This is a genomic window from Pseudomonas sp. LAMO17WK12:I1, from assembly GCF_900177315.1.
GTDB classification, from domain to species: Bacteria; Pseudomonadota; Gammaproteobacteria; order Pseudomonadales; family Pseudomonadaceae; genus Aquipseudomonas; species Aquipseudomonas marginalis.
Genome location: NZ_FWZV01000005.1, coordinates 464850 through 477958, shown reverse-complemented (window position 1 = coordinate 477958; position 13109 = coordinate 464850). Strand labels below are relative to the sequence as shown.

Here is a 13109-nt window from a genome sequence, read left to right as displayed (position 1 = left end):
CGTAAGCGCTCCATAAACCCCACCTGTTCAAAAATAGGCGGCGCGCTTAGCTAGGCGATGCGGGCGAACAGTTCCACGGCAGCAAGGCTTCGTAATCTTCAACCGAGGTTGCCTGTGGCAGGCGCTCAAGGGCGTGGCGCAGCCACGCATAGGGCTCTTGGCCGTTGGCTTTAGCCGTCTCGACCAAACTGTAAAGTTGAGCGCTGGCCGTCGCGCCTTTGGGCGTGTCGCTGAACAGCCAGTTCTTGCGCCCGATCACGAAGGGCCGGATCGCACGCTCGGCCGCATTGTTGTCGATCGGCAAATATCCGGCTTCGGTGTAGCGCACCAACTTGATCCAGTTGCTGGCCAAGTAGCTGATGGCTTTGCCCAGTGCATTTTGCGCCGTCACTTGTGGCTGGGTTTTCTCCAACCATGTTTGCAATTGGGCCAACACCGGCAAGCTGTTTTGCTGTCGGCTTTCGTGGCGATGTTCATCGCCGACTTCTTTTAAATCTCGCTCGATACCGTACAGCTTGTTGATCAGATTCAGGGCGATATCGGCACGCCCGGTTTTACCTTTAGGCTGCACCTTTTGCGCCTCGACAAACTTGCGTCGTGCATGGGCCCAACAGCCTAAACGTTCGACACCGGACTGCGCGCCCAAGGCGTTGTAACCAACATAATCGTCGGTCATCAGGTAGCCGCGATAACCTTCGAGCAGGCGCGACGGAACCTCCTGCGCCCGGCTGGTCGAGTAGTCAAAAAGGATCACAGGCTGATTAGGCGGTCCGCCGGTTTGCACCCACATCCAGGATTGACTGGTCGGCTCTCGATCAGGCTCTTTCATCACCTGTACACGCGTTTCGTCGCAGTGGATGATGCGACTTCCCAGCAGTCGATCCCGCATCAAGTTGAGCAAGGGTTGCAGGTGTTCGCCGCACTGGATAACCCAGCGCGCCAAGGTCTGGCGTGGGATATCGATACCGTGGCGGCCCAGCACTTTTTCGAAGCGGTGAAGCGGTAAGCCATCGACGTATTTGGTCGTCAGCAGCATCGCCAGGACACTTGGGCTGGCCATGCTTTTTTCAATCAGTTGAGCGGGCTTGTCCGCGGTAACCGGTGCGGTCTCGCAATCGCGGCAACCGTAGATCTTGCGGACATGTTTGATCACACGGATTTGCATCGGCACGATCTCCAGCTGCTCGCTGATTTCCTCACCAATGGTGTGCTTGCGGCAACCGCAGGCGCAGGTCAGTTCGTGCTCGGGCAGTTCGTGGATGACGTCGATGCGCGGAAGATCGGCGGGCAGAGGCTTGCGTTTACCGCGATGTTTGGTCGGAGCGACAACCTCTTCTTCCACCGTTTCGTCGACAGACTCGGCCACGCTTTCAACTTCGTTGAACAAGGCCATTTGCGGGGTCGCGGGATCGGCTGTCTGCTCTGACTTACGCCCGAAAAGGCGCTGACGCAACAACGCGTTTTCTTCTTCGAGATGAACGATCTTGCCCTTATCCGACTCGCGCTCACTCAGCATTTGCTCAAGCAGTTGCTTGAGCAAAGCAGGGTCGTCAGGAAGGTCTTTGGGCATGGAAATCATGCCCTGGATTATACCGAATCAGGCGACAAATCGAGGCGTCAAAACTTGATGCGGGCGGTTGCGCCACAAATCAAAACCATCCAATAACCAGTTGAGTTCTTGAACCGTCAGCACGATGGCTTCATCCGAACAATCCGGCGATGTTTTGAAGCGCTCGGACTCCAGCCGCTTTAGCCAAAGGCAAAAACCGTTACGCTCCCAATACAAAATTTTCACTCGGTTTCGAGGCTTGTTGAGGAACACGAAAAGTACCGGGTCAAACACCGCGACCTTAATGTCCAGTTCGACCAGAGCGGCTAGGCCATCGATGGATTTTCGGAAGTCGACGGGTTTGGGGTAGAGATAGACTTTTTCGACTTTTGCGTCGGGACGCATCATGAGGTGCTGGCTCCGGAAAGGAATCGGGAGCACAGCATCGGGGATCAGATGGTGACTTTGAATGTGGGGTTCATGGAGCGCTTACCACTTTCCTAACTCAAAGCACGCGACCAACTACAGCAGCACCAAGGACGAAAGGCTTGGGGCATTGCTGGAGCGGTACAAGCCGTTGAAGGCTGTCGACATCACGCCGATGACCGAGGAGAAGTACGGCTATGCCTTGGACATCTGCACTGCCTTGGTTGGAATTGATCGTCTCGCCGGAGTTTTGTTGCCCGAAGACATTCAGTTGCTGAGGACGTTGCTGATTGCAGAACGAGCACCGTCAACCGTCAATCACTACTTGGCGACGTTCGCCGGCTTCTTGGGGTGGTGCGAGACCAATGGATATTGCCGCACGGGATTATCGGAAGCATGTAATAGGTTCGCAATGCAAGGCCAAGAGCCGGATCCCCTGACTCGTGACGAATTCCAACAGCTGGTCGATAAAGGATGCCTTCACCCCCAGGACTCTGCGGCGATTACCTTGGCCGTGTATACCGGGCTTCGGCCAGGTGAGCTATGTGCGCTGGCTGTTGAAGACATCGACCTAGACGCCGGGCGGATCAACATCACCCGCGCCATAACTGCCAACGGCACGTTCAAGGTTCCCAAAACGGGAAAGCCGCGCTCAGTATTATTAATGCCGCCAGCGGTCGAAGCCTGCCGGGTGTTGGTTTCACTCGTTGCCGATCATCCTGCACGCATCATTGATGTATTCCAGAACAGGCACGAGAGTCGGAAAGAGAAGGCTACTCCACTGCTTTCTCCATCCACCCTGGCGCGCAAGAAGATCATAAACTTCTGGTATGTCCCCACCGCTTGGAATACTAAGTGGGCAGCGATTCAAAAGCGAGCAGGGATACGTCCTCGCCGCCCATATCAAACTCGCCATACTTATGCATGCTGGTGCCTGACTGCGCGCGGAAATATCGCATTCATCGCAAAACAAATGGGGCACAAAGATTTTACAATGCTCGTTAACGTCTATGCGAAATGGATGGATGATGAGTCTGATAAGGAACTACAGAACATATGGTCAAACATAAGCAAGCAATAACATAGACTTATTATAATTTTTGAAGCTCACCGATTATCGTCTTACACACCTTAATATCCTTTAAAGCGTCTTGCCTACAGTAAGACGCCTTCAAAGTGTAATCAACAGTTGACCTAACCGTTCGCATTTTATCGATCATACCGGCAATCACTTTGAGTCTTTTGCCTCCAGCGCTGTAGCGCGCAATGAGACGTTTGTGCTCGCCCATCGTTGCTGTGCCACCAGCAGCAGGAAGACTCAGCTCATCAGCCTTCAAAAGAGCTTCATGATACACACTGTAATAAGCCCGCCCCAGAGCGGCCCGATTAAAAATCTCGTGCTGATTGCTTGAAGAAATAAGAAAATCAGACACATCTAGAAAATCTGCACATTCAACCGGCATATAATCCCTTAAGCCCTAAAAAGTTATTGCGAAGGGTAACTAACATTAACAGTAAAAAGCCCCGAAGCATCCAAGTCAACTTCTTCAACCAAATGCTCCATAATTTGCCATTCGAGATCAACCATCACTTCCGCGGGCTCATTCAAGCTGAACGAATACAAAACACCCGACTCGAAATCAGCGGACAATGAATACTTTGCGAGGGGCTTTCGCAACTTCTCCCCGATAACTTTGGCTGCGACACAGACCATCTCAAATATCTTTTCGGAATCTATACCTGATTGCCCAATAAGCTCATAGGCTTTAAGGAGCGCAGGAACTAAACTCGGCACGCGCACTAAGTCGTGATCCTCCGAGCTCATTTTAACGAGACTCCTCGCGCACTCCAAAGCCTGCTCAAACAAGCACATTGAAGAGTAGATATTGAACTTATAATTCAGCCACCAAACATCATTATCATAACCAACCGAATCTATCAATTGCCTGGCTTCGCTGAAGTAGCCAAGATTTACAGCCCCGGAAAGGTACCCATAACACCAATCCTCATTTCTCCCGGCCAAACCTTCTGCGCGACTCAAGTAATCAAAAAATTTTACGCTATCAAACTTATAACTTACTAAATGCGCCAGTTGCGCATAGGCTTTAGCAGCTTCTGTAGCCTTTGCCTTACGGGCAAAGCTCTCCAGATCGGCTTTGAGACGAGCATAATGAATCTCATTTAAAGTCAAGCTATGTGAATAGCCCAACGCAAAATCATCAAAAGACTTATGCATTTCACTTAGCTTGCTTTTAGGTACACCACTCATAAATTCTCTCAATGCAAAGCAAACAACACACCTTATTTATTGCTTAATACATAGCACAAAGCAACCTTAGGCCGCCCTACAAGCATCTAGATCCTCAACCAACTTTATAGCTATATCACATCGCTGTACGAGAGCATCCGCTTCCATAGAGGATAACCGATGCGTAAGCAATATGGAGTCGCCAGGTAACTTTTCAGCCACCTTATTGAACATTTTATTAGCCAACGTGAAGTCACCGACCGTCTTCATTGATATGCCAAAGTTGAAAAAAGTAACCTCATCAGAAACTAGTCGCAGTGTTTTCTCATGAAGCTCTTTTGATTCACCAGAGTCGCCTAGAGTCGCTGCAAGCATTCCACCGAGCATGAAAAATTCAGCGGCATTGACAGACGCAAGTTTTTCAATATCTTTTTTTAGAGACGGCACTTCAAAAGGGTTCACTTCGGAACGTTTCGAGAGAATCTCGAGACGGGCGGTGATTTCTTCACCTTTCGTATTCGGAAGGGACATAGCTGTCTCCTGAATGGCTATCCATCGCCGCAGTCAACTGATTTCGCGTACACGCACCAGAGACCGATTAAAAATGCTTACTTTGACCCACCGCTTAACAATGGGTCAGAGAAAACATTTTTTCACACGCACAACCCAAATAAATCTACGCACCCCACCTTCTATAGTCAATGGCTTACCCGCCATTCCGACAGACGCAATCATCTCGCCTTACCCTCGCCTTGCACACAGCGTGGTAACCTTCACATGACTGTATCTCATAGCTGTAGCTCCCACTTGAGCTTGTTTGTTTTCAGTTGCCCCATTTTTGCCCCAAGAATTTTTTTGAGCCAACTAAACCACTGATGAATAAAGCTATTTCAGAATTGTCCTCCCACACCCCGATGATGCAGCAGTACTGGCGCCTGAAAAACCAGCACCCTGATCAATTGATGTTCTATCGCATGGGCGACTTCTACGAGATCTTCTATGAAGACGCGAAGAAGGCCGCCAAGTTGCTGGACATCACCTTGACCGCGCGCGGGCAGTCGGCGGGGCAGTCGATTCCGATGTGCGGGATCCCTTATCACTCGCTGGAGGGTTACCTGGTCAAGCTGGTGAAGCTGGGCGAATCGGTGGTGATCTGCGAGCAGATCGGCGATCCGGCCACCAGCAAGGGCCCGGTGGAACGCCAGGTGGTGCGCATTATTACGCCGGGGACGGTGAGCGATGAGGCGCTGCTGGATGAGCGTCGCGATAACCTGATCGCCGCGGTGCTGGGCGATGAGCGCTTGTTCGGGCTTTCGGTACTGGATATCACCAGCGGCAATTTCAGCGTGCTGGAGATCAAGGGCTGGGAAAACCTGCTGGCGGAGCTGGAGCGCATCAACCCGGTGGAGTTGTTGATCCCGGATGATTGGCCGAAGGATCTGCCTGCGGAAAAACGCCGTGGGACCAAGCGTCGCGCGCCGTGGGATTTCGAGCGTGACTCGGCACTGAAAAGTCTATGCCAGCAGTTCTCGGTGCAGGACCTTAAAGGCTTCGGTTGCGAAACCCTGACCCTGGCCATCGGCGCTGCGGGTTGCCTGCTCAGCTATGCCAAGGAAACCCAACGCACCGCCCTGCCGCATTTGCGCAGCCTGCGCCACGAGCGCCTGGACGACACCGTGGTGCTCGATGGTGCGAGCCGTCGCAACCTGGAACTGGACACCAACCTGTCCGGCGGGCGCGATAACACCCTGCAATCGGTGGTCGACCGCTGCCAAACCGCCATGGGCAGCCGTCTGCTGACCCGCTGGTTGAACCGTCCGTTGCGGGATTTGACGGTGCTCCAGGCGCGCCAGACGTCGATTACCTGCCTGCTGGACGGCTATCGCTTTGAAAAGCTGCAGCCGCAGCTGAAGGAAATCGGCGACATCGAGCGCATCCTGGCGCGGATCGGCCTGCGCAATGCGCGGCCCCGTGACCTGGCGCGTCTGCGCGATGCCCTCAGCGCCCTGCCGCAACTGCAAGTGGCAATGACCGAACTGGATACGCCGCACCTGCAACAGCTCGCCGTAACGGCCGGTACCTACCCGGAACTGGCAGCGCTGCTGGAAAAGGCCATTATCGACAACCCGCCGGCGATCATCCGTGACGGCGGCGTACTCAAGACCGGCTACGACAGCGAACTGGACGAACTGCAGTCCCTGAGCGAAAACGCCGGGCAGTTCCTGATCGACCTGGAAGCCCGCGAAAAAGCCCGCACTGGCCTGGCCAACCTGAAAGTGGGCTACAACCGCGTGCACGGCTACTTTATCGAGTTGCCGAGCAAGCAGGCCGAGTCGGCCCCCATCGACTATCAACGCCGCCAGACACTCAAGGGAGCCGAGCGTTTTATCACCCCGGAGCTGAAAGAGTTTGAAGACAAGGCGCTGTCGGCCAAGAGCCGTGCCCTGGCCCGGGAAAAGATGCTCTACGAGGCGTTGCTGGAAGACTTGATCAGCCAGTTGGCGCCGCTGCAGGACACCGCCGCCGCCCTGGCGGAGCTGGATGTGCTGAGCAACCTCGCCGAACGGGCGCTGAATCTCGACCTGAACTGCCCGCGGTTCGTCAGCGAGCCGTGCATGCGCATCGTGCAGGGGCGCCACCCGGTGGTGGAACAGGTGCTGACCACGCCGTTCGTCGCCAACGACCTGTCGCTGGACGACGATACGCGCATGTTGGTGATCACCGGTCCGAACATGGGTGGTAAATCCACCTACATGCGTCAAACCGCGTTGATCGTACTGCTGGCGCATATCGGCAGTTTTGTGCCGGCAGCCAGTTGCGAGCTGTCCCTGGTGGATCGTATCTTCACCCGGATCGGCTCCAGCGATGACCTGGCCGGTGGCCGTTCGACCTTTATGGTGGAAATGAGCGAGACCGCCAATATCCTGCACAACGCCACCGAGCGCAGCCTGGTGCTGATGGACGAAGTGGGTCGCGGCACCAGTACATTTGATGGCCTGTCCCTGGCGTGGGCGGCGGCCGAGCGATTGGCGCATCTGCGTGCCTATACGCTATTTGCCACCCACTACTTCGAACTGACGGTGCTGCCGGAAAGCGAGCCGCTGGTGGCCAACGTGCATCTGAATGCCACCGAGCACAACGAGCGCATCGTATTCCTGCACCACGTGCTGCCAGGGCCGGCCAGCCAGAGTTACGGCCTGGCCGTGGCGCAATTGGCCGGCGTGCCGAACGACGTGATCACCCGTGCCCGCGAGCACCTCAGCCGCCTGGAAACCACGGCCCTGCCCCATGAAACCGTGGTGGCCAGCCCGGCCAAGGCCAGCCGCAAACCTGCTGCGCCGCACCAGAGCGATATGTTCGCCAGCCTGCCCCATCCGGTGCTGGATGAACTGGCAAAGCTTGACCTGGACGACTTGACGCCGCGAAAAGCGCTGGAAATGTTATATGCACTGAAGACTCGGATATAACGCTCACGCTTGCAAGCTGATAGACTCTCGCGCGGTTTGGGATGCTGCTGGCTCTTAGCCTGGCCTGCAGACTATCGCTCCCGAACCTCGCGAGCCCTACCACAAAGGGTTTCGCTGCCGCCGCCTGAGGAGAGAATTAGAAATGACCTTCGTCGTCACCGACAACTGCATCAAGTGCAAGTACACCGACTGCGTAGAAGTGTGTCCGGTGGACTGCTTCTACGAAGGCCCGAACTTCCTGGTCATCCACCCGGACGAGTGCATTGATTGCGCCCTGTGTGAACCTGAATGCCCGGCCGTCGCCATTTTCTCCGAGGACGAAGTCCCGGCGGGCATGGAACAGTTCATTCAGTTGAACGTTGAATTGGCTGAAATCTGGCCAAACATCACCGAGAAGAAAGACTCGTTGCCGGATGCCGCCGAATGGGATGGCAAACCCAACAAGATTGAGCAACTAGAGCGCTAAAAGCGCCGCTGCCCAACAAAAAAAGGCCCTTCAAGGGCCTTTTTTGCGTTCCGGGGAACGCATTCACTTTTCTATAGACGAAAAAAGGGGCGGTATGACCCGCCCACATTTTTTCCCTAGTCCCTGTGTTCCTTTTCATCATCCTGATGAATCGCATCCTGCGACGTTCCTTCAACCATCGTTCCTTGATGGCTGTGTCAATCCGTGGACACAGGGCTGATGTTAGAGAGTTCCAAGGGAAGTTCAACGGGATCCAAACCGGGCACTGACAGGCTCCAGCCCCCAGACAAAGATAATTAATTGTTATCTTTCAAATAGATAGAAAACTCCTTCAAAGATTCGAGACTCACACACCCAGCAAAAAAACCAAACACTTACGAGAAAGTAAGCGAATGCTTACGCGCGCCATTGCGTAAAAGCGTAAAAGAACCCCATTGACCGATCTCCAGGCAAGAAAAAGCCCCGACAAGTCGAGGCTTCTTGTCCTTCAGCGAGTTCAGTCGTCGCTGACGGTAATGGTCGGCATTGCCGGGGCCGCCGCTTCCTGCAGGACGATCCGTGCGCCCACATGGCGAGCCAATTCCTGGTAGATCATGGCGATCTGGCCATCGGGCTCTGCCGCTACGGTGGGCTTGCCGCCGTCGGCCTGTTCACGAATGCCCATCGACAATGGCAACGAGGCCAGTAGTTCAACGCCGTACTGGGTCGCCAGCTTCTCGCCACCGCCTTCACCAAACAGATGCTCTGCGTGGCCGCAGTTGGAGCAGATGTGCACCGCCATGTTTTCCACCACACCCAACACCGGAATGTTGACCTTGCGGAACATCTCCACGCCCTTCCTGGCGTCCAGCAAGGCCAGGTCCTGGGGCGTGGTCACGATCACCGAGCCCGCCACCGGGACTTTCTGTGCCAGGGTCAGCTGGATATCGCCGGTGCCTGGCGGCATGTCGATCACCAGGTAATCCAGGTCGCCCCAGGCGGTCTGGGTGACCAACTGCAGCAACGCGCCGGAGACCATCGGCCCGCGCCACACCATCGGCGTGTTGTCATCGGTCAGGAACGCCATGGACATGACCTCCACGCCCATGGACTCGATCGGCACGAACCACTTCTGGTCCTTGACCTTCGGCCGCGTGCCTTCGGCGATGCCGAACATCACGCCCTGGCTCGGGCCGTAGATATCGGCGTCGAGAATACCCACGCGCGCGCCTTCACGGGCCAGGGCCAGGGCCAGGTTGGCTGCGGTGGTGGATTTGCCCACGCCGCCCTTGCCGGAAGCGACTGCCACCACGTTCTTGACGTTGGCCAGGCCCGGGATCTGCGCCTGGGCCTTGTGCGGGGCGATCACGCACTGGATGTCGACCTTGGCGGCACGCACGCCGTCGAGGCCCTCGATGGCCATTTGCAGCATCTGCGCCCAACCGCTCTTGAACAGGCCGGCGGCATAACCCAACTCCAGTTGGACCGAGACCTGGTCACCCTGGACCTCGATGGCACGTACACAGCCGGCGCTGACCGGATCCTGGTTCAAATAGGGGTCGGTGTACTGGCGAAGAACGGCTTCCACCGCTGCGCGATTGACGGCGCTCATGGGCAACTCCCGAAAAAAGACTGACTGAAACAGGCGGCTATCCTAACCGTTCCAGCCGCGTTACGGCATGCTTTCGCAGGTGCGGAAGATTCTGAAACAGCACCACGGGGTGAAATAAATTTCCCGGCGCTTTATAGTGGCCGACCTCCGTTTCATCAAGTAGCCGAGCCCCATGTCCGAGCCACGCAAGATCCTCGTCACCAGCGCCCTGCCCTATGCCAATGGTTCCATCCATCTTGGCCATATGCTTGAGTACATCCAGACCGATATGTGGGTGCGCTTCCAGAAGCATCGCGGCAATCAATGCATCTATGTCTGCGCGGACGACGCCCACGGTTCGGCCATCATGCTGCGCGCCGAAAAGGAAGGCATCACCCCGGAACAGCTGATCGCCAATGTGCAGGCTGAACACAGCGCCGACTTTGCCGAGTTCCTGGTGGATTTCGACAACTTCCACTCGACCCACTCCGCCGAAAACCGCGAGCTGTCGAGCCAGATCTACCTGCGTTTGAAGGACGCCGGGCACATCGCCACGCGCTCGATCACGCAGTACTTCGACCCGGAAAAGAAAATGTTCCTGGCCGACCGCTTCATCAAGGGCACCTGCCCGAAATGCGGCACTGAAGACCAGTACGGCGACAACTGCGAAAAATGCGGTGCCACCTACGCACCGACTGACCTGAAGAACCCGCGCTCGGCGATCTCCGGCGCCATCCCGGTACTCAAGGATTCCCAGCACTTCTTCTTCAAGCTCCCGGATTTCCAGCAGATGCTGCAAACCTGGACCCGCAGCGGCACCCTGCAGGACGCCGTGGCCAACAAGATCGCCGAATGGCTGGATGCAGGCCTGCAACAGTGGGACATCTCCCGCGATGCGCCGTACTTCGGCTTCGAGATCCCAGGCGAGCCCGGCAAATACTTCTATGTATGGCTGGACGCACCGATCGGCTACATGGCCAGCTTCAAGAACCTCTGCGACCGTACGCCGGAGCTGGACTTCGATGCGTTCTGGGGCAAGGACTCCACCGCCGAGCTGTACCACTTCATCGGCAAGGACATCGTCAACTTCCACGCCCTGTTCTGGCCAGCCATGCTCGAAGGTTCGGGCTACCGCAAGCCCACCGGCATCGCGGTACACGGCTACCTGACGGTCAACGGCCAGAAGATGTCCAAGTCCCGTGGCACCTTTATCAAGGCACGCACCTACCTGGACCACCTGTCGCCGGAATACCTGCGCTACTACTACGCCTCCAAGCTGGGTCGTGGCGTCGACGACCTGGACCTGAACCTGGAAGACTTCGTCCAGAAGGTCAACTCGGACCTGGTGGGCAAGGTGGTCAACATCGCCAGCCGCTGCGCCGGTTTTATCCACAAGGGCAACGCCGGCCTGCTGGTGGCCGAGAACGCCGCGCCGGAACTGACCGACGCGTTCCTGGCTGCCGCGCCAAGCATCGCCGACGCCTATGAAGCCCGTGACTTTGCCCGTGCCATGCGCGAGATCATGGGCCTGGCCGACCGCGCCAACGCCTGGATTGCCGACAAGGCCCCCTGGTCGCTGAACAAGCAGGAAGGCAAGCAGGCTGAGGTCCAGGCGATCTGCGCCACCGGCGTCAACCTGTTCCGCCAGCTGGTGATCTTCCTCAAGCCCGTGCTGCCATTGCTGGCCGCCGACGCCGAGGCGTTCCTCAATGTCGCCCCGCTCACCTGGAACGACCACGCCACGTTGCTCAGCAACCATCAGTTGAATGAATTCAAGCCTCTGATGACCCGCATCGATCCGGTCAAGGTCCAGGCAATGACCGACGCCTCGAAAGAAGACCTGGCCGCCAGCCAGACCGATACCGGCGAATCGAAACCGGCCGGTAACGGCGAGCTGGCCAAGGACCCGCTTTCCCCGGAAATCGACTTTGACGCCTTTGCTGCCGTGGACCTGCGCGTGGCGCTGATCATCAAGGCCGAAGCCGTGGAAGGGGCCGACAAACTGCTGCGCCTGACCCTGGATATTGGTGACGAACAACGCAACGTGTTCTCCGGAATCAAGAGCGCCTATCCGGACCCGTCCAAGCTCAATGGTCGTCTGACCATGATGATTGCCAACCTCAAGCCGCGGAAAATGAAGTTCGGTATCTCCGAAGGCATGGTGATGGCGGCCGGTCCCGGCGGCGAAGAGATCTACCTGCTGAGCCCTGACAGCGGCGCCAAGCCGGGTCAACGTATCAAGTAAGCGCCGCAAAACAGCCCTGTCGTTTCGGCGACGGGGCTTTTCAACTAGTCCCCCCTTCTCGCTTGCCGGATAATCAAACCCTGTTTGTTCAACCGGCACGCCAATGATCACTCCATGAATCTGATTCAACGTATCGACGCACTGCTGCCGCAGACACAATGCGGCAAGTGTGGGCACCCGGGCTGCAAGCCTTACGCCGAGGGTATCGCCCGGGGCGAGGCAATCAACAAATGCCCACCCGGAGGACAGGAGACGATCACCGGCCTCGCGCTATTACTGCGTGTACCCATTCTGGAGCTGGATACCAGCCGTGGGGACGCCCCGGCCCAGGTCGCCTACATCCGCGAGGCCGAGTGCATCGGCTGCACCAAATGCATCCAGGCCTGCCCGGTGGACGCGATTGTCGGCGCCGCCAAGTTGATGCACACCGTCATCGTCGATGAGTGCACCGGTTGCGACCTGTGCGTCGCGCCCTGCCCCGTCGACTGCATTGAGTTGCGCCCAGTGGTCACAGGGCTGCCGATCATCGGCGGCCTGGCAGCGAACGAAAACGAACGCCGTGAACGAAATTTCAAGCGCGACCGTGCCCGGCAACGCTTTGAACAACGCAATGCACGCCTGCAACGGGAAGAAGAGCACTGGACTGCCCAACGTGTGGCGCGGCCTCAGCGCTCAGCACCAACTCCCCCTTTGCCATTTGACGCAGCGCGGGCCGCCCAGGATGCGGAGGTGAAAAAAGCCAAGATCAATGTGGCCATGAGCCGCGCCCAATTGCACAAATCCTTGCAGGCTTTTGGGCACCCGCCGACCTTTGAACAACAATCCCAACTGATCGCCCTGCAACAGCAATTCGAGGCAGCGGAGCAGGCGTTGGCAGCCCTGGGCCAGCATCACACACCCGCGACACCGCTGCCTGCCGTCAACAACGCCGACCTCAAGCGCGCCAAAATCCAATTGGCGATGCGCCGGGCCGAGTTGAAGAAAGCCCTGGACCAACAGGCGGATCCGCAACAATTAGCCGACGCGCAACACAAGCTCGATGACGCGCAGCGCCAAGTAGACGCCCATGGCACATGACTGATAATCCTGGGGGGGTTGTTACAGTCCATCGCCGACACCACATTGATACCGTCGGGTT

11 protein-coding genes are annotated in these 13109 nt (G+C 56.8%); 5 read left to right on the top strand and 6 right to left on the bottom strand.

Features of this window, described 5'->3' with window-relative positions:
• Positions 1–46: 46 nt before the first annotated feature.
• Both B9N88_RS12425 and tnpB read right to left on the bottom strand, forming a co-directional pair.
• The gene (locus B9N88_RS12425; protein WP_027604575.1) at positions 47–1579 is read right to left on the bottom strand and encodes an IS66 family transposase; all 1533 of its coding nucleotides are present in this window, start codon (positions 1577–1579) and stop codon (positions 47–49) included.
• Between the two features lie 18 nt (positions 1580–1597).
• Complete coding sequence (gene tnpB / locus B9N88_RS12420) at positions 1598–1957, bottom strand: IS66 family insertion sequence element accessory protein TnpB (protein WP_019412232.1); 360 nt, start codon at positions 1955–1957, stop codon at positions 1598–1600.
• A gap of 61 nt (positions 1958–2018) precedes the next feature.
• Here tnpB and xerC point away from each other — a divergent pair, with 61 nt between their 5' ends.
• Positions 2019–3056, top strand: coding sequence for a site-specific integrase (gene xerC, locus B9N88_RS12415; RefSeq protein WP_256221150.1), 1038 nt, complete (start codon positions 2019–2021; stop codon positions 3054–3056).
• Between the two features lie 10 nt (positions 3057–3066).
• Here xerC and B9N88_RS12410 read toward each other — a convergent pair whose 3' ends face one another.
• From B9N88_RS12410 to B9N88_RS12400, 3 genes are all read right to left on the bottom strand, one after another.
• Complete coding sequence (locus B9N88_RS12410; RefSeq protein WP_027604577.1) at positions 3067–3438, bottom strand: hypothetical protein; 372 nt, start codon at positions 3436–3438, stop codon at positions 3067–3069.
• A 23-nt stretch (positions 3439–3461) separates the two neighbouring features.
• Complete coding sequence (locus B9N88_RS12405) at positions 3462–4244, bottom strand: hypothetical protein (RefSeq protein WP_027604578.1); 783 nt, start codon at positions 4242–4244, stop codon at positions 3462–3464.
• A 66-nt stretch (positions 4245–4310) separates the two neighbouring features.
• A complete protein-coding gene (locus B9N88_RS12400; protein ID WP_027604579.1) occupies positions 4311–4754 on the bottom strand; it encodes a hypothetical protein in 444 nt (147 codons plus the stop codon).
• 356 nt (positions 4755–5110) lie between these two features.
• On the opposite strand from B9N88_RS12400, the gene mutS reads away from it, so the two are divergent.
• Both mutS and fdxA read left to right on the top strand, forming a co-directional pair.
• Entirely contained in the window at positions 5111–7690 is a 2580-nt protein-coding gene (gene mutS, locus B9N88_RS12395; RefSeq protein ID WP_166655310.1) for a DNA mismatch repair protein MutS, read from the top strand.
• A 142-nt stretch (positions 7691–7832) separates the two neighbouring features.
• Positions 7833–8156: a ferredoxin FdxA gene (fdxA, locus tag B9N88_RS12390; protein ID WP_027604581.1), complete on the top strand. Its 324-nt coding sequence runs from the start codon at positions 7833–7835 to the stop codon at positions 8154–8156.
• A gap of 496 nt (positions 8157–8652) precedes the next feature.
• Here fdxA and apbC read toward each other — a convergent pair whose 3' ends face one another.
• Complete coding sequence (gene apbC, locus B9N88_RS12385) at positions 8653–9747, bottom strand: iron-sulfur cluster carrier protein ApbC (protein WP_027604582.1); 1095 nt, start codon at positions 9745–9747, stop codon at positions 8653–8655.
• A 172-nt stretch (positions 9748–9919) separates the two neighbouring features.
• Here apbC and metG point away from each other — a divergent pair, with 172 nt between their 5' ends.
• Both metG and rsxB read left to right on the top strand, forming a co-directional pair.
• Positions 9920–11971 carry a methionine--tRNA ligase gene (gene metG, locus B9N88_RS12380; RefSeq protein ID WP_027604583.1) on the top strand — a complete coding sequence of 684 codons (2052 nt, stop codon included), beginning with the start codon at positions 9920–9922 and terminating at the stop codon, positions 11969–11971.
• A 114-nt stretch (positions 11972–12085) separates the two neighbouring features.
• Positions 12086–13048, top strand: a complete 963-nt coding sequence (gene rsxB / locus B9N88_RS12375; RefSeq protein ID WP_027604584.1) for an electron transport complex subunit RsxB — start codon at positions 12086–12088, stop codon at positions 13046–13048.
• Positions 13049–13109: the final 61 nt, after the last annotated feature.